The 24,715-nt window shown below is 74.7% G+C and carries 16 protein-coding genes, 4 tRNA genes and 1 riboswitch; of the genes, 12 read left to right on the forward strand and 8 right to left on the reverse strand.

Annotated elements, in window-relative coordinates; all coding sequences use genetic code 11:
• Positions 1-85: 85 nt before the first annotated feature.
• Positions 86-1,519: a PP2C family protein-serine/threonine phosphatase gene (locus F7Q99_RS42560; RefSeq protein ID WP_268267545.1), complete on the reverse strand. Its 1,434-nt coding sequence runs from the start codon at positions 1,517-1,519 to the stop codon at positions 86-88.
• 618 nt (positions 1,520-2,137) lie between these two features.
• On the opposite strand from F7Q99_RS42560, the gene F7Q99_RS13700 reads away from it, so the two are divergent.
• Positions 2,138-2,773, forward strand: coding sequence for a bifunctional DNA primase/polymerase (locus F7Q99_RS13700; RefSeq protein ID WP_153461522.1), 636 nt, complete (start codon positions 2,138-2,140; stop codon positions 2,771-2,773).
• A 174-nt stretch (positions 2,774-2,947) separates the two neighbouring features.
• Here F7Q99_RS13700 and F7Q99_RS13705 read toward each other — a convergent pair whose 3' ends face one another.
• The 4 genes from F7Q99_RS13705 to F7Q99_RS13720 all read right to left on the reverse strand — a co-directional run bounded on the left by F7Q99_RS13705 (position 2,948) and on the right by F7Q99_RS13720 (position 7,227).
• Complete coding sequence (locus F7Q99_RS13705; RefSeq protein ID WP_153461524.1) at positions 2,948-3,931, reverse strand: DUF5926 family protein; 984 nt, start codon at positions 3,929-3,931, stop codon at positions 2,948-2,950.
• A gap of 101 nt (positions 3,932-4,032) precedes the next feature.
• A complete protein-coding gene (locus tag F7Q99_RS13710) occupies positions 4,033-4,617 on the reverse strand; it encodes an ATP-binding protein (RefSeq protein WP_407697781.1) in 585 nt (194 codons plus the stop codon).
• Between the two features lie 230 nt (positions 4,618-4,847).
• Positions 4,848-5,672 carry a glycerophosphodiester phosphodiesterase family protein gene (locus tag F7Q99_RS13715; RefSeq protein WP_326846631.1) on the reverse strand — a complete coding sequence of 275 codons (825 nt, stop codon included), beginning with the start codon at positions 5,670-5,672 and terminating at the stop codon, positions 4,848-4,850.
• An 88-nt stretch (positions 5,673-5,760) separates the two neighbouring features.
• Positions 5,761-7,227 (reverse strand): purine-cytosine permease family protein, encoded by a 1,467-nt coding sequence (locus tag F7Q99_RS13720; RefSeq protein ID WP_153461526.1) that lies wholly within the window; start codon positions 7,225-7,227, stop codon positions 5,761-5,763.
• Positions 7,220-7,368: riboswitch (TPP riboswitch) on the reverse strand. (Overlaps the previous gene by 8 nt.)
• A gap of 228 nt (positions 7,369-7,596) precedes the next feature.
• On the opposite strand from F7Q99_RS13720, the gene F7Q99_RS13725 reads away from it, so the two are divergent.
• The 5 genes from F7Q99_RS13725 (at position 7,597) to F7Q99_RS13745 (ending at position 13,772) form a co-directional block, all read left to right on the forward strand.
• Positions 7,597-9,462 (forward strand): S1C family serine protease, encoded by a 1,866-nt coding sequence (locus F7Q99_RS13725; protein WP_326846632.1) that lies wholly within the window; start codon positions 7,597-7,599, stop codon positions 9,460-9,462.
• A 63-nt stretch (positions 9,463-9,525) separates the two neighbouring features.
• Positions 9,526-9,613 (forward strand) — tRNA-Ser (locus F7Q99_RS13730).
• Positions 9,614-9,743: 130 nt separating this feature from the next.
• The gene (locus tag F7Q99_RS13735; RefSeq protein ID WP_153461528.1) at positions 9,744-10,571 is read left to right on the forward strand and encodes a MerR family transcriptional regulator; all 828 of its coding nucleotides are present in this window, start codon (positions 9,744-9,746) and stop codon (positions 10,569-10,571) included.
• Positions 10,572-10,662: 91 nt separating this feature from the next.
• Complete coding sequence (locus F7Q99_RS13740; protein WP_153461531.1) at positions 10,663-12,027, forward strand: FAD-binding oxidoreductase; 1,365 nt, start codon at positions 10,663-10,665, stop codon at positions 12,025-12,027.
• A gap of 962 nt (positions 12,028-12,989) precedes the next feature.
• Positions 12,990-13,772, forward strand: coding sequence for a pyridoxine/pyridoxamine 5'-phosphate oxidase (locus F7Q99_RS13745; RefSeq protein WP_230210211.1), 783 nt, complete (start codon positions 12,990-12,992; stop codon positions 13,770-13,772).
• 14 nt (positions 13,773-13,786) lie between these two features.
• Here F7Q99_RS13745 and F7Q99_RS13750 read toward each other — a convergent pair whose 3' ends face one another.
• Positions 13,787-14,872, reverse strand: coding sequence for an EamA family transporter (locus F7Q99_RS13750; protein ID WP_230210212.1), 1,086 nt, complete (start codon positions 14,870-14,872; stop codon positions 13,787-13,789).
• A gap of 152 nt (positions 14,873-15,024) precedes the next feature.
• Between F7Q99_RS13750 and F7Q99_RS13755 the strand changes: the two genes are divergently transcribed.
• Complete coding sequence (locus F7Q99_RS13755; RefSeq protein WP_153461533.1) at positions 15,025-15,897, forward strand: DUF1906 domain-containing protein; 873 nt, start codon at positions 15,025-15,027, stop codon at positions 15,895-15,897.
• 7 nt (positions 15,898-15,904) lie between these two features.
• Here the strand turns inward: F7Q99_RS13755 and F7Q99_RS13760 are convergent, their stop codons facing one another.
• Positions 15,905-16,087 (reverse strand): hypothetical protein, encoded by a 183-nt coding sequence (locus tag F7Q99_RS13760; RefSeq protein ID WP_153461535.1) that lies wholly within the window; start codon positions 16,085-16,087, stop codon positions 15,905-15,907.
• A 170-nt stretch (positions 16,088-16,257) separates the two neighbouring features.
• On the opposite strand from F7Q99_RS13760, the gene F7Q99_RS13765 reads away from it, so the two are divergent.
• Positions 16,258-17,919, forward strand: a complete 1,662-nt coding sequence (locus tag F7Q99_RS13765; RefSeq protein ID WP_326846633.1) for a long-chain fatty acid--CoA ligase — start codon at positions 16,258-16,260, stop codon at positions 17,917-17,919.
• Positions 17,920-17,989: 70 nt separating this feature from the next.
• Here F7Q99_RS13765 and F7Q99_RS13770 read toward each other — a convergent pair whose 3' ends face one another.
• Positions 17,990-21,424 carry a hybrid sensor histidine kinase/response regulator gene (locus F7Q99_RS13770; protein ID WP_326846634.1) on the reverse strand — a complete coding sequence of 1,145 codons (3,435 nt, stop codon included), beginning with the start codon at positions 21,422-21,424 and terminating at the stop codon, positions 17,990-17,992.
• 176 nt (positions 21,425-21,600) lie between these two features.
• On the opposite strand from F7Q99_RS13770, the gene F7Q99_RS13775 reads away from it, so the two are divergent.
• The 4 genes from F7Q99_RS13775 (at position 21,601) to F7Q99_RS42565 (ending at position 24,649) form a co-directional block, all read left to right on the forward strand.
• A tRNA-Ser gene (locus F7Q99_RS13775) sits at positions 21,601-21,694 on the forward strand.
• Positions 21,695-21,888: 194 nt separating this feature from the next.
• Positions 21,889-21,964: transfer RNA gene (locus F7Q99_RS13780), tRNA-Arg, on the forward strand.
• Between the two features lie 31 nt (positions 21,965-21,995).
• Positions 21,996-22,071: transfer RNA gene (locus F7Q99_RS13785), tRNA-Arg, on the forward strand.
• Positions 22,072-22,207: 136 nt separating this feature from the next.
• On the forward strand, positions 22,208-24,649 hold the full coding sequence (locus F7Q99_RS42565) for an Ig-like domain-containing protein (protein WP_153461539.1): 2,442 nt from the start codon (positions 22,208-22,210) through the stop codon (positions 24,647-24,649).
• Positions 24,650-24,715: the final 66 nt, after the last annotated feature.

A 24,715-nucleotide genomic window follows, 5' to 3' on the forward strand; every position in this document is an offset into this window, starting at 1 on the left:
GGGATGTCGGATCGCGACACGTGTGGGCGGCCGTGCGTTCCATGGTACGGACGCCCGGTCGCCCGCTGTTTCGAGGCCGGGGCGGCTATTCGAACCGGGCTCCGAGCAGCATCAGGTCGTCGGTGGCGGGAGCGGCGCCGCGGTCGGGGCAGACGGCGAGCAGGTGGGCGCAGAGCAGGTCGGGGTCGAGCCGCACGTCGCGCGGGGCGTCGGCGGCCGCGCGGCGCAGGTTGGCCTGCCCGGCGTGCAGGGTGCGGCCGCAGCGGCGGGCGAGGCCCTCGGTGTAGAGCAGCAGGGTGTCGCCGCGTTCGGCGGTGAACTCGACGCCGGGGGCCTCCCAGCAGGCGAGCATGCCGAGCGGGGCGGAGAGCGAGGTCTCGACGAACTCGGCGCCGTGCCGGTCGACCAGGATCGGCGGGCAGTGCCCGGCGCCGGCCAGGGTGATCCGGCGCTCGTCGGGTTCGACCCAGGCGTAGACGGCAGTGGCGGTGCGGCTGGGTTCGGTGGTCTTGAGCAGCAGTTCTAGGTCGCCGAGGACGGAGACCGGGTCCTCGCCCTCCAGCACCGCGTACGCCCGCAGCGCGGCCCGGATCCGGCCCATGGCGGCGGCGGCGCCGGGGGCGGAGCCGGGGCCGGCGCCCGGTCCGTCGCCGGAGACGGAGCCGACGGTGAGGCCGACGGTGCCGTCGGGCAGCGGGATGGCGTCGTACCAGTCGCTGCCGCACGAGCGGTCGAGGGCGGCGGGGACGAGCCGGGCGGCGAGCCGCAGCCCGACGGGCTGGGGAAGCCGGTCGGGCAGCAGGCCGCGGCGCAGGGCCTCGGTGGTGTGCCGGACCTTGTCGGCCTCCAGTTGCTTGGCGAGCAGCGGCGCGGCGAACCGGCAGTAGTGGTGGGCGAGTTCGCGCTGGCGCTCGGTGGGTTCGGCGGGCCGGTCGAAGAACCAGACGGCGGCGGCGACCGGGCCGTCCTCCTCGGTGGCGAGCGGCAGGCCGTAGCAGCCGCCGAGGCCGAGGTGGGCGGCGAGTTCGCGCAGCCGGGCGCCGGTGGCGGGGTCGGCGGCGAGGTCGGGGGAGTGCAGCAGCTCGGGCCGGTCGTGGTCGCGCAGCAGCCGGGCGAGCAGGCTCTGCTCGGGCGGGACGGTCTCCAGGGCCCCGAGGCTGGCGCGGTCGAGGCCGAGACCGACGGGCTGGCCGGGGCCGCCGCGGGGCCGCCGGGTGACCAGGACGCCGCGGCCGGCGCCGAGCAGGTCGGCGCCGGAGGCGAGCACGGCGGCGAGGGTGGCGTCGAGGCCGCGGGCGCGGGCGAGCCGTTCGGTGTGTTCGTGCAGGCTGGTGAAATCGGACAGCCGTCCGACCAAACGGTCCTGCACCCCGGCGGACGGTGCCATGCGGGGGTCCGCCGCGCCGTCCTCGGCGTCGGCGGGGCCGGGCAGGCCCGGCGGGTCGAGGACGGAGAGCCCGCCGGCGCAGCCGGGCTCGCCCGGCTCGGAGGGTGTCGACGACGGGTTCGGCTCGGTCATGCCGCCACTCCTGACGCGGTGCTACGTGTCATGCGGAACCCCCGGGTACGGCCGGATGTGGAGCGGGCACGGCCAAAGGGCGTGTTTCGTCTGGATTCGCTACTACTCGTCATTGATCGACAGCAATGCCACCACTTCTACACAGGCCATTTGGGGCATGTCCAGATCCAGGACGGGGCGGTGACCCGTTCCGCGCCCTTTGCGACCCGGACGGACGGCGCGTCCGGTCCGTGCGCGCGCCGTTCCCTCCGGGAGGTATGGAGCGGCCCGGGAGCGGGCAGAACCGTGAGGACGGACCCGGTGGCCGTCCGGATCGTAGGCGTTCGCCGTCCGGAAGCCGTGCTGGCCGGATGTCACTCACTCGTACGGTGGAACCAAGCGCTCCCGGGCGGCGTCCATCCGGGCGCATACGCGATTCTCGTTCCAAGGGCTGTTCCCGTGCGCGGCCCTTCTCATGTCGTGCTCCACACCGTGCTCCACGTCCTCGCCGCGCCGTCCGTTGTACCGCCCACCCGCCCCGCGCCCTCCGGGCCGTGAGGTCGCGGGTCCGTGCGGTGAGCCCGGCGGACGCGAGCGGCCCCGGAGCGAACCGAGCGGTCAGGGAAAGGAACGAGCGCCATGCGTGAGAATCCGAGGGGCCGTCCGCCGGCCCGGTCCGCCCGGCTGGCCGCCGCCCTGGAGGCCGCCGTCGACCACCGCTGGCCGGTGGTGCCGGGAGCGGTGCTGCGCTGCGGGCGGTGCTCCTGCGGCGACCCGGACTGCCCCGTCCCCGGCGCGCACCCGCACGACCCGCCGCTGCTGGCGGCCACCACGGACGCCCGGATGGTGCGCTGGTGGTGGGAGCGGCAGAGCCCGGACGCGCCGGTGCTGGCGGCCACCGGGCGGGCGGTCTCGGCGGTCAGCCTGCCGGCCGAGGCCGGGGCGCGGGCGCTGGCGTACCTGGGCGCGCTGCGGCTGCCGCTCGGCCCGGTGCTGGCGACGCCGAGCCGGTACGCGCTGCTGGTCGCCCCGTACTCGCTGGACGCGCTCGGCGAGATGCTCTCCCAACTCCCTTGGGTGCCGGGCTCGTTGCACTATCACGGGCCGGGCGGCTTCCTGCCGCTGCCGCCCGGCGGCGCGGCGGGGCCGGTGCGCTGGGTGCTGGCGCCGCGTTCTTCGGTCGACGGCGGGGTGTGGCTGCCGCAGGTCGGGCCGCTGCTGGGCGAGTTGGTGGAGGCGACCGTCCGGCTGGACAGCGGGCACTCGGCGTACTGATCGCCCGGAAAAACAAAAGATCCGGCCGCTGGCGACGGGGGATGCACCAGCGACCGGACTCTTTAGACAGTAACAAGGATCCGCGCCCGCGCCAATTTCCAAGACGCCCTCCACGCCCGGAAATTGCGCTTCACGGCGACAATGTGACGCGTATCACCTTGTTGCTGCCGCGCTTTAGTTCAAGGTGACCTGACGGTTCACCAGGTTCGCGCGGGCGCGCCGCTCCTCGGCGGTGAGCGGGGTCTCGTCGGCGAGAACGGCGGCGAGCCGCTCGGCGAACTCGGCGGCCGGCTTCTCGCAGTCGGCGGCCGTCATGGCGAGCGGCAGGTCCCACACCGGGACGGTCAGGCCGTGCGCGCGGAAGGAGCCGACCAGGCGGGTGTCCGCGCCGAGCGAGGCGTCACCGGCGGCGTTCAGCCGGGCCAGGGCGTCCAGCAGCTGCTCCTCCGGCACGGTCATCACCCAGCGCAGGTGGTTCTTGTCCGGCGTGCCGCACCAGTAGGCGGCGTCCACGCCGGCGAGCTTCTCGGTCGGGATGGCGGAGGCGTTGGCGCGCTCCAGCGAGGCGGCGACCTCGCCGGTGGCGGTCTCGGCGTCCTCCAGCCAGAACTCGAAGCCGGTGTGCACGGCGGGCGTGAACGCGGCGGTGACGTCCAGCAGGTCCTGCAGGCGGCGCCCGCCCGGGACGGTCCGGCGCGCGGGGACCGGGCTGCCCGGCTCGGCGGCCAGGGCCAGCTCCAGGGCGTCGGCGAGGTCGCGGCTCAGGTCGCCGGAGGCGGACTGGGTCTGCAGGCCGAGCAGGATGGAGCCGTCCTGGCGGCGCAGGGCCGGCCAGGCCAGCGGCAGCACGGTGGCCAGGGTGACCGACGGGACCTCGCCGTTGGCGGTCTCGGCGACCCCGGCGGCCAGCGTCAGCGGCACGGTGGCGGCGGGCACCAGCTCGCGCAGCGCGACCCAGTCGGCCTCGCCCGGCAGGCCCTCGAACGGGCGGTGCACCAGCTCCTGCACCGCGTGCGAGGCCTCGCGGCCGTGACAGGCCTTGTACCGGCGGCCCGAGCCGCAGGGGCAGTTCTCGCGGGCCCCGACCACGGGGACCTCGCCCGTGACGGCGGTGGCGGACTGACGCTGCGGCGCCTTCTTGGCGGCCTTCTTGCCCATGGTGCGGCTCTCCCGGGGACGATGGTGCTTTTCTCCGGGAAGCCTACTGACGTTCCCCCGGCACGTGGGCACCCGCCGGGGCCTGGGCCGGGTGCCGCGCGTCAGGCGCTGCGGGCGTCACCGCCGGTGCGCCGGGCGTGCCGGGCGCGGGCGGGCAGCGCCGCCCAGACCGTCACCTCGCCGGGCGCGTCGCGCACGCCCCAGTCGCTGGCCAGCTGGTCGACGATGCTCAGGCCGCGGCCGCCGTGCGAGGTCAGCGACGGGCTGGCCGGCGACGGCCGGGTCGGCGCGCCGCCGTCGGTGACCTCCAGGGTGAGGACGCCGTCCGCGTGCACCTGCCAGCGGACCAGGACGCCGCCGTCGTCGCTCCCGTACTCCTCGGCGCCCCAGTGGGCCGGCTGTCCGGCGTGCGGCCCGGAAGGGATGCCGACCAGGACCTGGTCCACGACCTCGGCTCGGGCGCCGCGCCCGAGGGCCGGCAACGGGCCGAGCGGCCGGGCGTACTGACACGCATTGCTCAAGAGTTCGGAAAGGATCAGTACGGCGTCGTCAATGACCCGTTCCGGTATCTCCTTATCACCGAGATCTCGACGCAGCCTGCGCCGTGCGACCCCGACACTCGCCGGGCCGTGCGGCACTGCCATGGCCGATGAAGTCGGTACTTCACGCACCACCATCAACGCCACCCCCGGACCTCCTTCAGCGTATGCCGAGGGATGGATGCCCCTTCGTAATGCGTCGGAAACGACCAGGCGACGATCCCGTGAGCCCATTTCGCGCGGCGCGACGGAGGGTGGGCGCGAGGCCATTCCCGCTCACCCTCCGTCGTGCCGGACGCCCAATTCTCGGCAATGAACGTATGCGGAAGGTTTGCCTGCCGACCGCGGCGATCGGGGCCGTCCGAGCCCTCCCGGGCTCACCGCCCGAGCTGTCCCAGGACGTCCGAGGGCCGGTTGGTGATGATCGCCGCCACGCCGAGCTCCCGGCAGAGCTCCACGTCGGCCGGCTCGTCGACCGTCCACACGTGGACCTCGTGGCCCAGCTCGCGCAGCCGCGGCACCAGCTGCGGGCGGGCCCGCACCAGCTCGATGCCGGGCCCGGCGATCCGCGCCCCGCCCGGCAGCGGCCTGCCCGGGCGCAGCTGCCCGAGGAGGGGCAGCATCCGCTCGAACAGGAACACCCGCGGGTAGTCCGGCGCGGCGGCGGCCACCCGGTTCAGGGCGATGGAGGAGAAGCTCATGATGCGGGCGGACGGACGGTCGCCGTCCCGGCTGCCGGAGATCTTGAACCGTTCGAGCATCCGCAGCAGCTCGGCCTCGACCCGGCCGCGGTAGCGCACCGGGTGCTTGGTCTCGATCGCCAGGTCCACCGGGCGCCCGCAGTCCACGACCAGCTCCAGCAGGCGCTCCAGCCGCAGCACTCCGCGCAGCTCGGGGTCGGTGCTGGGCCGGCCGGTCTTCCAGGCGCCGAAGTCGTACGCCTCCAGCTCGGCGAGCGTCATCGCCGAGACGGTGCCCTGGCCGTTCGAGACCCGGCCGATCCGGCGGTCGTGCACGCAGACCAGCTCGCCGTCGGCGGTCACCCGGACGTCGCACTCGACCGCGTCCGCGCCTTCGTCGAGAGCGCGCCGGTAGGCCGCGAGGGTGTGCTCGGGGAGGGCGTCCGAGGAACCGCGGTGGGCGATCACCTGGACGGGCGGCACGGTGCGCGGGGCCGCCGGGGACAGATCTGGGCTGGTCACACCGCCCACGATAGGCGGCGGAGGTGAAGCGGGAGCGAAGAAGGTCCCAACCTGCGGGGCCGTCTTCGCTCCCGTCGCGCTCCCGGGCTCAGCCGCGCGCGGGGCGCCGGGTCAGCGGGGTGAGCGCCCAGGTGGCCAGGGCCGGCACCAGGAAGGCGAACAGCGAGGCCGACGTCCACTCCTGCGGGGTGAAGTGCAGGGTCTCCCGGGCGGAGGTCCAGAAGTCGGTCCACCAGCCGGCCACCGGGGTCGGCGCGATGAACTGGTAGACGGCGAAGCCCAGCCCCCACGGCAGCAGCATCAGCCAGCGGGACGGCGCGTCGGCGGAGAGGTCCCAGCCGTGCCGGCCGGCGCCGAGGAAGAAGTCCACCGCCAGCACGGCCAGCAGCGGCACGAACACCGAGCCGATCAGGCCGAGGAAGTTGGTGTAGGTGTCGGTGAACCGGTCGATCCGCAGCGCCAGCACGGTGGTCAGCACGCCGATCCCGCCGGTCAGCACCCGGCGGTCCACCTTCGGCAGCAGGTTCTGCACCGACATCGCGGTCGAGTACACGTTGGCGAAGGACTGGTCGGTCTCGCGCAGCACCAGCACCAGCAGGAACAGCCAGCCGGCGCCGACGCCGAGGAAGGAGTCGAAGATCTTGTCCGGGTCGCCGCCCGACTGCAGCAGCGCGATCAGGCCCAGCACGTAGCACCACACCTGGGCGAGCGTGTAGCCGGAGAAGCTGCCCCAGAAGGCGGAGCGCGGGGTGCGCGAGTGGCGGGTGTAGTCGGCGGCCAGCGGGACGAAGGAGATCGACACCGCGATCATCGCGTCGGTGGCGCCCAGGAAGCCGTGCCAGTTGCCGGCACCCGGGTCGGGCACGCCGTGGCGGCCCAGCTGGACGGTGAAGTACACCATCGCGACGGCGACGGCGGCGGCCACGAAGCGGCGCAGCACGGCGATCGAGCCGAGCGGCCAGATGGTGAGCACGGTGGTCAGCGCGCCGGCGAGGAGGACGAACAGCCAGCGGTAGCCGTCGGTGTGGGCGACGGTCTGCGCGCCGGCCGCGATCGTCAGCAGCTCGAACACGCCCCAGCCGACGCACTGGACGATGTTCAGCACCGTCGGGACGTACGACAGCCGGGTGCCGAACAGCCCGCGCAGGCTCGCCATCGCCGGCGCGCCGGTGCGGGCGCCGATCAGCGCGGCCACGCCGAGCATCGCCGTGCCGACCACGGTGCCGGCCGTGATCGCGGTGACCGCGGCGGCCAGCGACAGCTCGCTGCCCGGGGCGCCGAGCACGGTGGCGGCGGTGGAGAAGCCGATCAGGCTGACGCCGAGGTTCATCCAGAGCGCGAAGTGGTCGCGGAAGCGGAGGGTGCGAGGCGGCTCGGTGTCGAGGACGAGCGGCGCCTCGACCCTCTCCGGGCGGTCCAGGACGGCGGTCGCGCTCGCGCCCGCAGAACCGGGCGCGTCGGTGCCTGCGACCTCGTGGGGCGGGGTCGTGGACGATTCGGAGAAACCCTTGGACGCGGGCGCGCCCGAAGAAGAGGATGGCGAAGCAGACGGCATGGCCGATACTCCCTACGCCGGCATTACCCGGACAGGTTCCGGCGGTCAGCGCCCCCTCGACGGTCCGTCCACGATTCCCGTGGCGTACGGTCGACCAGCGCACTCTCAGCCTGGAAGGTCCAAGCTCCCGCGTGTCAGTTTGGAGCGGACAGGCTAACCGGCTCGTGGGCGAACGCCAACGCGAGGGGTGTGAGGTCCGCATCGCGGGACGGCCGGTGGGGGTGGGGAGCTTCCGTCGGGAGGTCGTCGAGCGGGTTCGTCGGCCCCGGCTAAGGATTCTTATGAGTTCTTCAGAGGGGTCCTTACGGCAATCGAATCGGCAGTGCGAAAAACTATGGTCCTTGGTTCTGTCAGCTATGGAGGTCGTCCGTGAGCACCGAGCGCGAGGTTGGGCCCGCCGGGCCGCAGGGGGAGCAGCCCTCGGGCAGCCAGGAGGCGGCCGGCGCCGTCTCCGAAGGCCCGGCTCCGGACGGCCACAAGCCCACGATGGCCTTCCGGCGGGTGCCCGAGCCCGAGGCGGCGCCGGCGGAGGGCGGGCACAAGCCGACCATGGCGTTCGGCCGGGTCCCCGAGCCGACGGCCGCTCCGGAGGCCCCGGCGGCTCCGGCCACCGAGGCAGCTCCGGCGGAGGGCGGGCACAAGCCCACCGTGGCCTTCACCAAGGTCCCGGCGCCGGAGGCCGCCCCTGCGGCTGCCCCGGCCGCTGAGGTGCCCGCCGCCGAGTTGCCCGCCGCGCCTGCCGCTGCCGAGACCGGCTACATCGACGCGCCGCCGCCCGTCCTGCCGCCCGCGCCCGCCGCCCCGGTCGCGCCCGCCCCGACCATGGCCCTGCCGCCGGGTGCCAACCCGTACGCGACCCCGACCCACGGCGTCCCGGCCGCCGGCGCCCACGACCCGTACGGCGCCCAGGCCGCCCACGGCGCGCCCGGCCACCACCCGTTCGGCGCCGGCCAGCCGCTCGGCGGCTGGGGCGCCGCGCACGACGCCACCACCGGCATGCCCGGCGTGCCCGGTGCTCCGGGCCACCCGGGCGGTCCCGGTGTCCCCGGCGGCCCGTTCGGCTACCCGGCGGACTTCCCCAGCGGCCCGACCGGCCCCGGCGGTCCCCGCAAGAAGCGCGGCGGCCTGGTCGCCCTGATCGCCGCCGTCACCCTCGTCGCGGGCCTCGCCGGCGGCGCGGTCGGCGTGGTCGTCTCGGGCGACCGGAACCCGGTCGCTGCCGCCGACGACCACCGCAGCACCACCGTCCAGGCCAGCAACACCCAGAAGAACGAGCCCGCCCCCGGCTCGATCGCCAGCATCGCGCAGAAGGCGCTGCCCAGCGTCGTCACCATCAAGGCGCAGGGCAACGGCGAGTCGGGCACCGGCACCGGCTTCGTCTTCGACACCGAAGGCCACATCCTCACGAACAACCACGTGGTGGCGCCCGCCGTCACCGGCAGCGGCGGCAAACTGACCGTCAAGTTCGCCGACGGCACCTCCTACACCGCCTCGGTGCTGGGCCGCGCCGAAGGCTACGACGTGGCCGTGGTCAAGCTCGACAACCCGCCCAAGGGCAAGCTGGCCCCGCTCCCGCTGGCCGACTCCGACAAGGTCAACGTCGGCGACGCCACCATCGCGATCGGCGCCCCGTACGGCCTGGAGTCCACCGTCACCAGCGGCATCATCAGCGCCAAGGACCGCCCGGTCGCCTCCGGTGACGAGACCGGCGCCCAGGCCTCGTACATGAACGCCCTTCAGACCGACGCCTCGATCAACCCCGGCAACTCCGGCGGCCCGCTGCTCGACTCCAGCGGCGCCGTGGTCGGCATCAACTCTGCGATCCAGTCCAACGCCTCCGCCAACGGCCGGGCCGGCAGCATCGGCCTGGGCTTCGCCATCCCGATCAACCAGGCCAAGTGGGTCGCCGACACCCTGATCAAGACCGGCAAGCCGGTCTATGCCAAGCTCGACGTGCTGCGCAACGACGACTACAAGGGCGACGGCGCGCAGATCCAGACCCGCGACGTGCAGGGCCAGCCCGCCGTCACCCCCGGCGGCGCCGCCGACAAGGCCGGCCTCAAGCCCGGCGACGTCATCACCAAGCTCGGCGGTGCCCCGATCGAGAACGGCCCGGCCCTGGTCAGCCGGATCTGGACGCACAAGCCCGGCGAGACCGTCGACGTCGAGTACCTGCGCAACGGCCAGACCATGACCACCAAGGTCACCCTCGGCCAGCGGGAAGGCGACAGCTGACCGGCGCCACCGGGAAACCGTGTGCACCGAACCCCGCCGGACCCGTTAGGCTGACCTCCGCCTGGAGAGCTGCCCGAGCGGCCTAAGGGAACAGTCTTGAAAACTGTCGTGGCGTGACCCGTCACCGTGGGTTCGAATCCCACGCTCTCCGCCGGTAGGAGAACCACCTGCTCAGGGCGGGTGCCGATGATCGTTCGGCACCCGCCCTCGGTGTTTCCCGGGAAGCGGCGGCGGCCCGCGCTTGACCCTGACACGGTGAGAGGCCGTGCACTGGGAGCACCATGTTGACCATCGGAGACTTCGCCAAGCACGGCCGGGTGTCGGTGCGGATGCTGCGCCACTACGACGCGATCGGGCTGCTGCGCCCGGCCCGGGTGGACCCGCTGAGCGGCTACCGCTTCTACGGGGCGGCCCAACTCGCCCGGCTCAACCGGGTGATCGCGCTGAAGGAGCTGGGCTTCACGCTCCAGCAGGTGCGAGCCGTCCTGGACGAGGAAGTGGACGCGGCCGAGCTGCGCGGGATGCTGCGACTGCGCCGCGCCGAGCTCGCCGCGGCGATCGCGGCGGACGCCCGGCGGCTGGCCCGGGTGGAGGCGAGGCTCCGGACGATCGAGAGCGAGGGGACCATGTCCGCACACGATGTCGTGGTGAAGCGGGTGCCGTCCGTCCGGGTGGCCGAACTGACCGCGGTGGCCGCGAGTTACCAGCCGGAGGACATCGGACCGGTGATCGGCCCGCTGTTCGCCGAGCTGTGCCGCCGGCTGGAGGAGGCCGGGGTGGCGGAGACCGGCCCGTCCGTCGCCCGCTACGAGGACGCGCCGGAGGGCGGCGGTGCCGTGCTGATCCGGGTCGGCGTCCCGGTCGGGCCGGGGGTGGCGGCGGGGGCGTACGACTTCGACGTCGTCGACCTGCCCCCGATCGAGCAGGCGGCGACCGTCGTCCACCGCGGCCCGATGGACGAGGTGATGGGCAGCTCCCAGGAGCTCGCCCACTTCATCGACGCCAACGGCTACCGCTCCGCCGGCTACGCCCGCGAGCTCTACCTGGAGTGCCCGGACGACCCGGCGCAGTGGGTGACCGAGCTCCAGGAGCCCGTCGTCCGGCGGTGACCGACCGCCTTCCTCCTGGGGCCCACTTGCCGGGCCCCAGGAGGGCGGGCAGAGTGCGGGGGACGGCTGCGGGCGGTGAGCGGAGGCGGCGATGGGTGATCTGACGGATCGGCTGACGCAGGGGCTCCCGCCAGGGGCGGTCGTCGTCGACGAGGACGTGATGGCCGCCTACCGGCACGACATGGCGGGTTTCTGCGCGGCCGGAACGCCCGCCGTGGTGGTCTTCCCGGAGACGGTCGAGCAGGTGCAGCACGTGCTGCGGACGGCCACCGAGCTGCGCGTCCCGGTGGTGCCGCAGGGGGCGCGGACAGGGCTCTCCGGGGCGGCCAACGCCGTGGACGGGTGCATCGTGCTGTCGCTGGTCAAGCTGAACCGCATCCTGGAGCTCGATCCGGTGAACCGGATCGCGGTGGTCGAGCCCGGCGTCGTGAACGCCGAACTCTCGCGCGCCGCAGCCGAGTTGGGCCTGACCTATCCACCGGACCCGTCCAGCTGGGAGTCCTGCACCATCGGCGGCAACATCGGCACCGGCGCGGGCGGGCTCTGCTGCGTCAAGTACGGGGTGACCAGCGAGTACGTGCTCGGGCTGGACGTGGTGCTGGCGGACGGACGGCTGCTGTCCACCGGGCGCCGGACGGCCAAGGGCGTCGCCGGGTACGACCTGACCCGGCTGCTCGTCGGCTCGGAGGGCACGCTGGGCGTGGTGGTCCGGGCGGTGCTGGCGCTGCGGCCCGCGCCGCCGCCGCAGCTGGCGCTGGCGGCCGAGTTCCCCAGCGCGGACGCCGCGGGGACGGCGGTCTGCGAGGTGATGGCGGCCGGCCTGACCCCGTCGCTGATGGAGCTGATGGACGCGGTCAGCGTGCGGGCCGTCAACGCGATGGGGCGGATGGGGCTGCCGGAGTCCACCCAGGCGCTGCTGCTGGTGGCCTTCGACGGGCCGGACCGGGCGGCCGAGCTGGCCCGGGTGGCCGAGCTCTGCCGGGCGGCGGGCGCGACCGAGGTGGTGCCGGCCGACGACGAGACCGAGTCCGAGCTACTGCTGGCGGCCCGGCGGCTGGCGCTGCCCGCGCTGGACAGGCTCGGGACCACGATGATCGACGACGTGGCGGTGCCCCGCTCGCGGCTGGCCGAGATGCTCGACGGCGTCGCGGCGATCGCCGAGCGGCACGCGCTGACCATCGGAGTCGTCAGCCACGCCGGGGACGGCAACACCCACCCGATCGTCATCTTCGACGCCTCGGACGAGGAGCAGACGGCGCGGGCGCAGCGGTCCTTCGACGAGATCATGGCGCTGGGGCTGGAGCTGGGCGGCACGATCACCGGCGAGCACGGGGTGGGACTGCTCAAGCGGGACTGGCTGGCGCGGGAGCTGGGGCCGGTGGCGCTGGATCTCCAGCGGCAGCTGAAGGCGGTCTTCGATCCGCTGGGGATCCTCAATCCGGGCAAGATGGTCTGACGCTTCCGATACTTCTGATACTTCGACAGGTCCGACAGGTCTGACAGGTCCGACGGTATTCCGAATTCCGGGACGTTGTCGAATATCGACATTGGCGGGTGATCGAACCTTTTGGGGCGCGTTTTCGGTGCCCTCGCGCCGGGGGTGGTGAACTGGTTCTTTCGTGCTCGGCGAGGTGTCACGAGCGGCACATGTTTCGGAGAAATGCCAGCTCAGAGGTGATGGGTGGGCAGGCTGACCGTCGGCCCGGCCGTTATGCGCGGCCCTGTCGGACATCACGCTATCGGGCGAAAAGTGCCACGTGGGGTGGCGCTTTGTCGATTTGTTGCGGAAGTCTGTCCCTCGGCGTCGCAGCCCCAGGTGTTCTGGCCGGCGGACTCCGCACACATTGCGCGATTTACAGCTTTCCGGAGGATCTCATGGCTCGCATCCACCCCCGCCGGGTGGCCGGCTTACGGCTCGCCGGCCCGCTCGCAGCCGGCCGGTCCGACAACAACACCGACGTCGACGCCGCACCGGTCCTCCACTGATCCGAGCGGACACCACTGCCGGCGGGGGCGCCGGAGGTGAGTGGCCGCGGGTGAGCTGAGCACCCGCGGTGGGGCTCGAACCAGGCTCCGGGCGGTACCGCCCGGGTGGACATCGATGCGCATGACCGGCCAGCGGAAAGGGTCGCCGCGAAACCGGCCTCGTGGGCGGTGCCGTCGAAACCGGCACCGCCCACGGGTGTGTCCGAGCCCGGTACGAACTGTCCGTCAGGCCCTGGTGCGAACCGTCCGTCCGGACCTGGCACGAACCGTCCCGAGAGAGCCGCGCCCGGCCGGACCCGCCCAGCGAGGGCCCGCGCCCGGAGCCGTCGGTCCGCGGCGGTACATTGCGCTCCGACAGCGCACCGCGCGCCCGGGCCCCGGACGGCCCGGCCGGCCGGGGCGGCAACCGCGGCAACCGGAAGGAAGGGCGCGATGGCAGCGGAGGAGGAGGGCCTGACCGGCCCGGGCGGGGCCAGGCCTGCGCCGGGATCGGACTCGCGGCCCGAGTCGCGGCCCGAACCGAGGGACGAGCACCGGCCCGAGCCCAGGTCCGTGCCGGAGCTGCTGCTCGGCCGCCCGCCGATGGCCCGGCCGCTGCCGACCTTCGACGCCGAGGCCGCCCCCGCCGAACCCGGCCCGCTGTTCGTCGACTGGCTCGCCACCGCGCTCGCCGCCGGCGTGCCGGACCCGCAGGTGGTCACCCTCTCCACGGTCGACGCGGACGGCATGCCGGACGCCCGGGTGCTGGTGCTGCGGGACGTCGACGCGGCCGGCACCGGCTGGGTCTTCTCGGCCGCCGCCGACAGCCCGAAGGGCCGTCAGCTCGCCGTCCACCCGGCCGCCGCGCTCACCGTCTACTGGCCGCAGCTGGGCCGCCAGGTGCGGGTCCGCGGCACCGTCGAGCGGGCCGCCGACCTGGTCGCCGCCGCCGAGTTCGCCACCCGCTCCCCGGCCGCCCGGGTGGGCGCGCTGGTCGGGCGCCAGAGCGAGCCGCTGGCCTCGCTCGACGAGTACGACGAGGCCGTCGCGGTCGCCCGCCGCCGGCTGGAGGCCACCCCGGACGCCGTCGCGGCCGGGCACGCCGTCTACACGCTCTGGGCGCACGAGGTCGAGTTCTGGCAGGGCGACGCCGAGCGCCGCCACATCCGGCTGCGCTACACCCGCACCGGCCCGGTCCGCACCCCGGAGTGGTCGCGCACCCTCCTCTGGCCGTAAGGCGCCGGCGGCCGCTACCGCCGCCCGGTCAGCGTCGCGCCGACGCTGGCCGCGACCACGCAGCCGATCCCGGCCAGCTGCACCGCGTTCAGCAGCTGGCCCAGCACCACCAGGCCGACCAGGGCGCTGACCGCCGGCTCCAGGCTGACCAGCACGCTGAACACGCGCTGCGGCATCCGCCGCAGCGCGGTCATCTCCAGCGCGTACGGGATCACCGGCACCAGCAGCGACACCCCGGCCACCGAGGCCAGCAGCACCACCGGCGAGGCGCCCGGGGCGGTCAGCCCGTCCCAGGCCTGGCCGAGCCCGAACGGCGCCAGGCTCAGCGCCCCCACCGTCATCGACACCGCGAGGCCCTGGAAGCCCTGGAACACGGCGCCGACCCGGTCCGTGAACAGGATGTACGCGGCGTAGCAGGCGGCGGCCCCGAAGGCGTACAGCAGGCCGACCGGGTCCAGCCCGTTCCCGCCTGCGCCGCCGCCCTCGCCGAGCAGGGTCAGCAGCGCCACCCCGCCCGCCGCGAGCAGTGCCCAGAGCAGATGGCCGGCCCGCCGGGCGAAGACCAGGGCGACCGCGAGCGGGCCGAGGAACTCGATGGTCGCGGCGGTGCCCATCGGCAGCCGGTCGATCGCCCCGGCGAACAGGAAGGTCATCCCGGCCGAGGCCATCCCGAGCAGCGCCGCCGCGGCGAGGTCGCGCGGGCGCAGGCCCCGCAGCCGCGGCCGGGTGACGGCGAGCAGGACGACCGCCGCGAAGCCCAGCCGCAGGAAGGTCGTGCCGCTGACCCCGAGCGGGCCGAAGAGCGGCTTGGAGAGGGCGATCCCGGTCTGCACCAGGACCATCGCGGCCAGACAGAACAGCGGCGCCGGGATCTGCCCCCGGCGCCGCAGGACCTTCGCCAATCGGCCGGTGGGCCGGTCGAACCGAACGCCGGGGGGTGCCGCGGGGCCGGGCGCCTCGCCTCGTCGCCAGCCGCCGCGCTCGCCGGCGGGCTCGCCCTTGGGGGCGGGCGGCATGGCAAGGGCCCCTGTGCCGGCTGGGGCCGGCGCCGCGGTGGCCGGCGTCGGGGTGACGGTTTCGCTGGGGGTGGGCGTGGGCATGCTGGCGAGTTTGCCGTAAGGAGTGCTGAACGGGCAAGCTCGTTACAAATATCGGGACGGATGCGGACGGGTGCGGCCGAAAGGATGGGCTCGCCCGGCGCACGCGGCGTGGTTGCCGCCGTCATCCGACGGCCCGTCAGTATCAAGGCCGGGTGCGCTATCTCCGCCCCGCGGCCCTCGTCGCCGCCTCCCTCGTGCTCCTGCTGGCCACCGACGGGTCGGGCGTGAGCGCCGAGGCCACCGCCCCGGCCGCCGTCGCCATCCCCCGCATCCGGGCCGTCACGCTGCCCGACCACGCGGGCCCGCCCAAGGTCCGGGACGGCTACGCCGGCCCCGCCTTCGACGCCTGCACCGCGCCGCCGATCGACACCCTGCGGGCCTGGCGCGGCGCCTCCCCGTACGGCGCGCTCGGCATCTACACCAGCGGCTCCCAGCGCGGCTGCAGCCAGCCCCGGCTGACCGCCGAGTGGGTCCGCCAGGCGCGGGCGATGGGCTGGCGGTTCCTGCCGGTGCACGTCGGGCTCCAGGCGCCGTGCAGCGAGCTGACGCGCAAGCCCAGGCGGATCGACCCGGCCCGCGCGGCCGAGCAGGGCCGGAGCGAGGCCGCCGAGGCGGTCCGCGGGCTGCGGGTGCTCGGGCTCGGCAAGGGCAGCCCGGTCTACCTGGACATCGAGGCCTACCCCATGCGGGACCCCGCCTGCGGCCAGGCCGTGGTCGACTTCACCCTCGGCTGGACCCAGGAACTGCACGCGCGCGGCTACCGCTCCGGCTTCTACTCCAGCCTCGACTCCGGCGTCGCCGACATGGCCGCCGCCGCCCGGGCCGGCAGCTCCCCCATGCCCGACGGGCTCTGGTACGCCCGCTGGGACGACCGGGCCGACACCGCCGGCTCCGGCGCGCTCGCCCCCGACCTGTGGGTCTACCACCAGCGCGTCCACCAGTACCACGGCAACGTCGAGGAGACCTACGGCGGCGCCACCCTCACCATCGACCGCGACCACGTCGACGGCCCCACGGCCGACTGACGACTCCTCAGCGGCCGAACGGCAGCCAGCCCCGGCCGAAGCAGTCCGGGCACGCCTCCGGGATGTGCCCGGTCCCGGTCCGGTCGCCGCGGACGCCCAGCCGGGCCCGCGTCCGCACCCCGCCCGAGCAGTTCGGGCAGGGCACCCGGAACCGCACCGGTTCCCGCCGCCCGTCCTGGCTGTCGTCCATGCCGCCCAGTATCCCCCGGGCCCCTCTTCGGCCTTTCCGTGATCCGTGCAACGGGGGCGGGATGCTGACAGGGGGCGGACGGGGGAGGCAAAATCGGGCACGTCGGCGTGCATTACCGCCCGGTAGGTGCCGCAGGCGCGAGGCCAGTGCCGCCAGGTCAAGGAGGACCCGTGTTCAGCACGATGCAGGACGTACCGCTCACCGTCGCCAGGATCCTCGAGCACGGGTCCACGATCCACGGCCGGTCCACCGTCACCACCTGGGACGGCAGCGGGCCGGTCGTGCGGACGTACGCCGAGGTGGGGGCGCGGGCCGCCCAGCTCGCGTGCGCGCTGCGCGACGAGCTCGGGGTCAGCGGCGACGACCGCGTGGCCACGCTGATGTGGAACAACGCCGAGCACCTGGAGGCCTACCTCGCCGTCCCCGCCATGGGGGCCGTGCTGCACACGCTGAACCTGCGGCTGCCCGCCCAGCAGCTGTCGTTCATCGTCAACCACGCCGCCGACCGCGTGATCATCGTCAACGGCACCGTCCTCCCGCTGCTCGCCGCCGTCCTCCCGGACCTCAACCCCACGCTCCGGCACATCGTGGTGAGCGGCCCCGGCGACCGCTCGCTGCTGGCCGGCTTCGCGGGCACCGTGCACGAGTACGAGGACCTGATCGCCGACCGGCCCACCGCCTACCCGTGGTGCAGCGACATCGACGAGCGGCAGGCCGCGGTGCTCTGCTACACCTCCGGCACCACCGGGGACCCGAAGGGCGTGCTCTACAGCCACCGCTCGGTCTACCTGCACTGCCTCCAGGTCAACACCGGCGACAACTTCGCCTTCACCCCGCGCGACACCGCGCTGCCGGTGGTGCCCATGTTCCACGTGAACGCCTGGGGCATACCCCACGCCGCCTTCATGTCCGGCGCCAACCTGCTGATGCCGGACCGCTTCCTCCAGCCGAAGCCGATGGCCGAGATGATCGCCGCCGTCCGACCCACCGTCAGCGCGGCCGTCCCCACCATCTGGAGCGGCCTGCTGGACGAGCTCGACGCCGGCGACTACGACACCTCCAGCCTGCGCATGGTGGTCATCGGCGGCAGCGCCTGTCCGCCGTCCCTGATGAAGGGCTTCGAGGAGCGTCACGGCATCCGCGTCATCCACGCCTGGGGCATGACCGAGACCTCGCCGCTCGGCTGCTTCGCCCAGCCGCCCGGCGGCCTCACCCCCGAGGAGGAGTGGCCCTACCGGATCACCCAGGGCATCTTCCCGGCCTCCGTCGAGGCCCGGCTGATCGGCCCCGGCGGCGAGCGGATGCCGCACGACGGCGTCGCGGCGGGCGAGTTGGAGGTGCGCGGCCCGTGGATCGCCGGGGCTTACTACGGTGGCGCCGGCCAGGACCCGGTCCGCCCGGACGACAAGTTCTCCGAGGACGGCTGGCTGCGCACCGGGGACGTCGGCACCATCACCGCGGACGGCTACCTGACCCTCACCGACCGGGCCAAGGACGTGATCAAGTCCGGCGGCGAGTGGATCTCCTCGGTCGAGCTGGAGAACCAGCTGATGGCCCACCCCGAGGTGGCCGAGGCCGCCGTGGTCGCCGTCCCGGACGAGAAGTGGGGCGAGCGCCCGCTGGCCACCGTCGTGCTGCGGCCGGGTGCCACGGTCGGGCTCAGCGAGCTGCGGGCCTTCCTCGCCGAGCGGGTCGCCTCCTGGCAGCTGCCGGAGCGCTGGTCGATCGTCGAGTCGGTGCCGAAGACCTCGGTCGGCAAGTTCGACAAGAAGGTGATCCGGGCCAGCTACGCGGCGGGCGAGCTGGACGTCACGGTGCTCGGCAAGGAGTAGGCAAGGAGTAACGGCCGTACGACGAGGGCCGGTCACCCCTGTGGAAGGGGTGACCGGCCCTCTCGCGTGTTCAGCCCGTCGCGGCGACGCCCGCCTCGCCCATCGCGCCGATCCGCCCGAGCAGGTCGACGATCCGGGACTGGACGTCCGCGCTGGTCGAGCGCTCGGCGAGGAACAGCACCGTCTCGCCGGTGCGCAGCCGGGGCAGCTCGCGCGGGTCGAGGTCCACCGAGGTGTAGACGACCAGTGGGGTCCGGTGCAGCCGGTCGTTGGTGCGCAGCCAGTCCAGCAGGCCGACCCGGCGGCGGCGGATCTGGAACAGGTCCATCACCACCAGGTTCGGCTGGACGCTGCTGGCCCGGGCGACCGCGTCGTTCTCGTCCGCCGCGTGTTCGACGTGCATGCCGCGCCGCTCCAGGCTGCTGATCATGGCGGCGGCGATGTCCGGGTCGCTCTCGACCAGCAGGACGCGCGGGGCGTGGTGCTCGCCGTCGCGCGGCGCGAGGGCGCGCAGCAGGACGGCCGGGTCGGCGCCGTACGCGTTCTCCCGGGTGGCCTGGCCGAGGCCTGCGGTGACCAGCACCGGGATCCGGCTGTTGAGCGCGGCGGTGCGCAGCGACTGCAGGGCGGTGCGGGTGATCGGGCTGGTCAGCGGGTCGACGAAGAGCGCGGCGGGGAAGCCGGACACCTGGGCGTCCACCTCCTCGCGGGAGCGGACGATCACCGGGCGGTAGCCGCGCTCCTGGAGGGCCTGCCGGGTGGCCGGATCGGGCTCGGGCCACACCAGCAGCCGGCGGGTGCCGGCGTCCTCGGTGTTCCCGGCCGGCGACTGGTCGGCGCTGGCCTGGTCGCGGGTTGCGGCGGGCAGCTCGGCCAGCGGGCGCGGAGCGGTACGGGCCTCGGCGGGTGCGAGCGGCTGCGGCGGGGCGGCCGGCATCGGCGGGACGCCTAGCGGGCGCGGCGGGGCGAGCTCGGCGAGACCGGTGCCGACCGGCCGCGGAGCGGTGTCGGCGGGGTGCTCCGCGGCGGGCAGCGCGGGGCGGGCGGGCTCCAGCGCGGTGGAGGGGGTGTCCTGGCCGGTGGGGGCGGGCGTTTCCGGGCCGGGGCCGGGCGGGACGGCGAGGCGCCGGCGGCGGCCGGTCGGCGCGGCGGCCGGCTCGGGCGGCGTGGGCGCCGGACCGGCCGGGAGGGCGTGCTCCAGGCCGGGGTAGACCGGGGTGTCGGGGACGCCGGGCAGGGCGAAGCCGCCGGAGGAGTCCTCGGCGGAGGGCAGGGCGCGTCGCCGGCGGGGCTTGGCCTCCCCGCCGTCGGCCGGGGCGCCGGGCTCGCCGACCGGGGTGCCGCCGGCGGGGGTCCCGTCGGCCTGGGCGCTGCTGGGGCCGGGGCCGAGGGCGAGCGGGCCGCGCCCGCCGGTCCGGTCCTGCGCGGGCTCGCCACCGACCGGCACGGCGTAGGCCGGGCCGGAGCGGCCGTCGTCCTGGCCCCACGGGTCGCGCTGCGCGCCGTCCGCGCCGGGCAGGCCCTGGCGTCCGTACGCGGGGTCGTTGCCGGTGCCGTGCCACTGCTCGGGGACGGCCCGCTCGATCCGCGCGGGGGCGTTCGGCCACTGGTCGGCGGGGGTTTCGGGGGCGGTGGGCGCCGGGGTGTCGGCGGCCGGGCGGCCGCGGCGCCCGCGCCGCTCGGCGGGACGTTCGTCGGCGGGTGCGTGCTCCGCCTTCGGCTCCTCGGCCTCGGGCCGCTCGTCCGGCGTCTCGGTGATCTCCACGACGGGGTCATGGGCGCGGTCGGTGGTGGGCAGCTGCGGGATGCCCGGCAGTTCGGGCAGGACGGCGCTGTCGCTCTCCTTGGGCCGGTCCGACCGGCCCTCGGCGCCGGCGCGCTCGGCGGCGGCCTTCGCGGCGGCCGGGTCCAGCGGCAGCTCTACGACGTACGTGGTGCCGGCCTTGCCGGGCAGCTCGTGCGGCTGGAGCACGCCGCCGTGGCGCTCGACCACCGCGCGGGCTATCGGCAGGTGGACGGGGCTGCCGCCGCGCCCGGGGCCGCGGATCTCGACCCGGGCGACGTCCCCGCGCTGGGCCGCCGCGAGGACGACCGTCGGCGGCTCGTCCGCGGACGGGAGAGCCGTCCCGCCGCTGCCGTTCAGTCCGGGGGCCAGGCCGGGGGAGGGGGTGGTCGGGGCGTCCAGCGAGAGGCCGATGCCGCTGACGTCGGCGACCAGGTGGGCCAGCGCCTGGGCGAGCCGCCGTTCGTCGGCGATCACCTCGACGCCGGCGGCGTGCACCGAGAAGCGCACCCGGCCCGCGCCGACGAGCTCGTCGGCGTCCTCGACGGCCCGTCGCACGATCTTGTCCAGGGCGACCGGCACCCGCTCGGCCTTCTTGTCACCCTTGTCGCCCTTGCCGTCCGCCCCGCCCTTGCCTTCGGACGGTGCGGCCTCGCCGGCCTCGGAGCGCTGGTGGGCGAGCACGCCGTCGATCAGCCGGCCGAACCGGCGGCACTCGTCGGCGAGCCGGCGCAGCGTCCAGTTGGCCTCCGGCCACAACTGCCCGGCCGGGTCGGCGGCGAGCGCGTCCAGCCGGCGGTTCAGCGCGGTCAGCGCGCTGCCCAGTTCGTTCTCCAGGACGGCGGTGAGGTGCTCGTTGCGGGCGACCAGGGCGAGTTCGCGGCTGCGGTCGGTGAAGGTCATCACCGCGCCGACCAGCTGGTCGCCGTCCCGGACCGGGGCGGTGGTGAGGTCGACGGTGACCGGGCGGCCGTCCTTGCGCCACAGCACGGTGCCGCGCACCCGGTGCTTGCGTCCCGAGGCCAGGGTGTCCAGCAGCGCGGACTCCTCCAGCGCCAGCGGGGTGCCGTCGGCCCGGGAGTGCTGGATCAGCGGGTGCAGCTCGCGCCCGCCCAGCTCGCTCGCCCGGTACTCCAGGATGTGCGCGGCGGCGGGGTTGACCAGCACGCAGCGGCCTTCGAGGTCCACCCCGAGGACGCCCTCGGCGGCGGCCCGCAGGATCATCTCGGTCTGCTTGTGCTGGCGGCGCAGCTCCGCCTCGACGCCGAGCCGGCCGGACAGGTCGCGGACCAGCAGCAGGAGCAGGTCGCTCGCGGACGGCGAGTTGGAGCCCTCGCGGTACGGGTCGTACGGCACGAGCGGGGAGAGCGCGTAGCCGCGGCCCTCGCCGGCGCCGTCGTCGGCGAAGTCGTTGCCGGAGACCTCGACGGGGAAGGTGGTGCCGTCGGTGCGGCGGGCGGTCATCCGGACCGGGCGGTCGAGCGCCTCGTCCTCGCGGGCGGCCGGCCGCATCGAGCCGGGGATCCGGCTGGGGTCGAACTCGGGCAGGAGGCCCAGCACGCCCATGCCGACCAGCGAGGTGCCCGGCGCCTGCAGCGCTTGGACCGCCGCGCTGTTGGCGTCGACGACGGTGCCGTTGCTGTTCACCAGCAACAACGCGTCGGGTAGGGCGTCGAGTATGGCGGCGAGGCGAGCAGCGCCTCGGATCGGCCTGCTGCTCACGTCGACAGGTCTCCTCGGGTCAGGGCAGCTCCTCCGGAATCGGCAGTATCTCATTCTTCTTTGCGGCCGGGACGACCCGCCTAGTAACGTTGGCGGTGGTTGGTGCCGGACCCCACGGGTGTGGCATCATCTCAGGCACACGGAACGCGTCCGCCCTGCGGGAGCGTCCCTGTGGAGGAGGCTTCGCCTAGTCCGGTCTATGGCGCCGCACTGCTAATGCGGTTTCGGGGTTATTCCTGATCGAGGGTTCAAATCCCTCAGCCTCCGCCAGCCGGGAGCCCCGTCGACGATCTTGTCGGCGGGGCTCTTCGCATGTCCGGGGCCGGGCCCGAGGCCGGTGAGGGGGCACCTCGGGGCCGGTCCGGCGGCCACGGGGCAGGGGCCGGATCAATGGATTTCGTCCCACGTCGCAGGTCATGTAATGTTGTCCCCGCACCGCCCCGGTGGCACGTTCACCAGGGCGAGCGCTCATAGCTCAACGGATAGAGCACTTGACTACGGATCAAGAGGTTGCAGGTTCGAATCCTGCTGAGCGCACCAACCTCCGCAAGATCGGGTTCGCCCGTTCCTTGCGCTCATAGCTCAACGGATAGAGCACTTGACTACGGATCAAGAGGTTGCAGGTTCGAATCCTGCTGAGCGCACCAGTAAGAAGCCCCCGGCCGTCGGCCGGGGGCTTCTTCCGTTTCTCTCCGGAGTGATCTTCCGGCCCGCCCGGTTCTCCGACGGATGGAATCCGCCGTTTCGGGTACATCCGGTCCGCCGACCGCGAAGGAGAGCCGGATGAGGCGACAGGTCCCCCGCACAGCTGCCGCCGTGGCCGCCCTTGCGACCGGGCTGATCATCGGATGGAACCCACCACCCTCGGCGGCCCAGCAGTCCCCCGACGCCTGGACCGGGGGCCACCGCGCGGTCATGCCCTCCGGCCTCTCCGTCCAGCTCGACTTCGCCGCCTCCTCCGGCTTCGGTGCCGCCGCCGAGCCGGGCGACCTGGCTGACCGCGCCGGCGGGGGGCGCGCGGCCGCGTTGTACGCCGACGGCGTGCACCCGGGAGACCCCGCCCAGGCCTTCCGGATCTCCGACGAGCGCCCCCGGGCCGACGGGTCCTGGCGTACGGCCGGCACCCTCCGGCTGAGCTTCTCGCGGCCCGTCCGCAATCCCCGGCTGCACGTCAGCGGGCTCGCCGCCGTCGCCACCGGCAGGACCGGGGCCACCGGCACCGCCGCCCGGCTTACCCTCACCGGCGGGACCCCGAGCGTCCCCGCCCTGGTCAACCGCACCGAATGGCCCGGCTGGAAGACCGACGCCACCACCCTCGCGCCCGCCGGGGCCGACGGCACCACCGACGGCTCGGGTGGCGCCGCCGCCGAGGGCAGCCTGGAGCTCACCGGCACCGTCCGCACCGCCGTGTTCCGGGTCGAACAGCGCACCACCGCCCGGGCCGGCACCACCACCGCCCCGCCCGCCCTGCGCCAGGCCTACACCGTCACCGTCGACGAGGACCTCGGCACCGCGCCGCAGGGCTACGGCAACGCCTCGCACGTGATCTCCGACCTCTTCCTCGGCGCGGACGCCGACCCGGCCCATCGCGGCGTGCGAAGCGTGGCCGTCGGCCGCAGTGGCGCCGACCGGCGCAGCGTCTGGGCAAACCCGGTGCCGCCGGCGCGCCAGCCCGGCCGCGGCGAGTACCAGGGCGCCGACCCGTCGATCGGCTATCCGGCCGAGGCCGCGATCGGCCGCTCCTACCGGATCACCGTCCCGGTCGCGGTCGGCGACCAGCCCGCGACCCTGGCCGGCTGGATCGACTTCGACCGCAACGGGCGGTTCGACCCGGCCGAGCGGGTGCAGACCGAGATCCCGCCCGGTGCCGGCACGGCGACCCTGGAGTGGACCGTCCCGCCCGGCGCCGCCTCCGGCGAGACCTGGGCCCGGCTGCGGATCGCCCGCAACCCCGCCCAGCTGATCGCCTCCGGCGGCTTCGCCGACTCCGGGCAGGTCTCCGACCAGCGGCTCAAACTGACCGTCGGGGCCGCTCGGCCCGAGATCGCCGAACCGGTCGACGGCACCGTGCTGGCCGACGTCCGCCCGCAGATCCGCGGTGAGGGGGCGGTCGCCGGTGCCTCGGTCGAGGTCCGGGACGGGGACGCGGTGCTCTGTCGGGCCCAGGTCGAGCGCAGCGGCGACTGGTCCTGCCGCCCCGACAGGGCGCTGGCCGCCGGCCCGCACGGCCTCACCCCGGTCGAGACCACCGGCGGCGGTGTGGTGCTGCGCGGCGAGGCCGTCCGGATCACCGTGAAGACGGCGCCGCCCGCCGCGCCCGTGCTCACCCTGCCCGAGTACACCGACGACCCCGGCGTCCGCCTCAGCGGGACCGGCGAGGCGGGCAGCACCGTCTCGGTCGCCGACCAGCCGGGCGGGGCGCGGGACGCGGCCGCGGGCGAGGTCTGCAGCACCACCGTGCGGGCGGACGGCGAGTGGTCCTGCCTGCCGGTGGAGAACCTGCCGGACGGACATCACCAGCTGACGCCCGTGGCGGTGGACGCGGCCGGGAACCGGACGAGCGGGAAGGCCGTGGTGCTGGTCGTCGACACCGTCCCGCCGGACAAGCCGGTGCTCACCGCGCCCGCCGCCGGGCAGACCGTCCGGACCGCCCGGCCGAGGCTCGCCGGACGGGCGGAGCCTGGGGCGCGGGTGCTCGTCACCGCCGCATCCGGCCCGGGACCGGCCGCGGCCGAGCGGACCGTGCTCTGCGGGGCGACGGCGGCCTTCGACGGGAGCTGGACCTGCACCGGCAACCGGGACCTGACGGATGGTGAGCAGTGGCTGACCGCCCGGGCGAACGACCTGACCGGGAGCGCGACGGCGGGGGACGCGGTGCGGGTCTGCGTCGCGGCGGCACCGGCCCCGGCGGCGGCCGCGCCGTCCGTCCCCGTTCCCACCAATTCCGTCCCGCCGTCCCGGGCCGGTGGCCCGTCCGGAGCCGTCGTCGCTCCCCCGCTCCCCGCGGGCGGTGTGACGGCGCCCGCCGAAGGCGTCCGGGCGCAGGCGGTGCCGCCGACCACTTCGCCCGTCGGGGTGTCGGCGGAGTCGTCGCACGCGGCGGCCGAACGTCCCGAGGCCGAGGGCTGGCGCAGCGGGCTCGCCGGGGGCCTGCTGCTCCTCGCCGCGGTCGGGCTGATCACCCGTCGGGTGTTCGGTCGGGGGCCCGGGGCCCGGCGGCGCTGACCCGGGCCGGCTCGGGCGGCCGTCGGGCGATTCGGACGATTCGTCAGTGAATATCGACACGCGACG

Source organism: Streptomyces kaniharaensis, assembly GCF_009569385.1.
GTDB classification, from domain to species: domain Bacteria; phylum Actinomycetota; class Actinomycetes; order Streptomycetales; family Streptomycetaceae; genus Kitasatospora; species Kitasatospora kaniharaensis.

Excerpts from the sequence above, each read along its gene's own strand:
- F7Q99_RS42560 (WP_268267545.1), bottom strand. The coding sequence starts at position 1,519 with ATGACCGAGCCGAACCCGTCGTCGACACCCTCCGAGCCGGGCGAGCCC.
- F7Q99_RS13700 (WP_153461522.1), top strand. The coding sequence starts at position 2,138 with ATGCGTGAGAATCCGAGGGGCCGTCCGCCGGCCCGGTCCGCCCGGCTG.
- F7Q99_RS13705 (WP_153461524.1), bottom strand. The coding sequence starts at position 3,931 with ATGGGCAAGAAGGCCGCCAAGAAGGCGCCGCAGCGTCAGTCCGCCACC.
- F7Q99_RS13720 (WP_153461526.1), bottom strand. The coding sequence starts at position 7,227 with ATGCCGTCTGCTTCGCCATCCTCTTCTTCGGGCGCGCCCGCGTCCAAG.
- F7Q99_RS13735 (WP_153461528.1), top strand. The coding sequence starts at position 9,744 with ATGTTGACCATCGGAGACTTCGCCAAGCACGGCCGGGTGTCGGTGCGG.
- F7Q99_RS13740 (WP_153461531.1), top strand. The coding sequence starts at position 10,663 with ATGGGTGATCTGACGGATCGGCTGACGCAGGGGCTCCCGCCAGGGGCG.
- F7Q99_RS13745 (WP_230210211.1), top strand. The coding sequence starts at position 12,990 with ATGGCAGCGGAGGAGGAGGGCCTGACCGGCCCGGGCGGGGCCAGGCCT.
- F7Q99_RS13750 (WP_230210212.1), bottom strand. The coding sequence starts at position 14,872 with ATGCCCACGCCCACCCCCAGCGAAACCGTCACCCCGACGCCGGCCACC.
- F7Q99_RS13760 (WP_153461535.1), bottom strand. The coding sequence starts at position 16,087 with ATGGACGACAGCCAGGACGGGCGGCGGGAACCGGTGCGGTTCCGGGTG.
- F7Q99_RS42565 (WP_153461539.1), top strand. The coding sequence starts at position 22,208 with ATGAGGCGACAGGTCCCCCGCACAGCTGCCGCCGTGGCCGCCCTTGCG.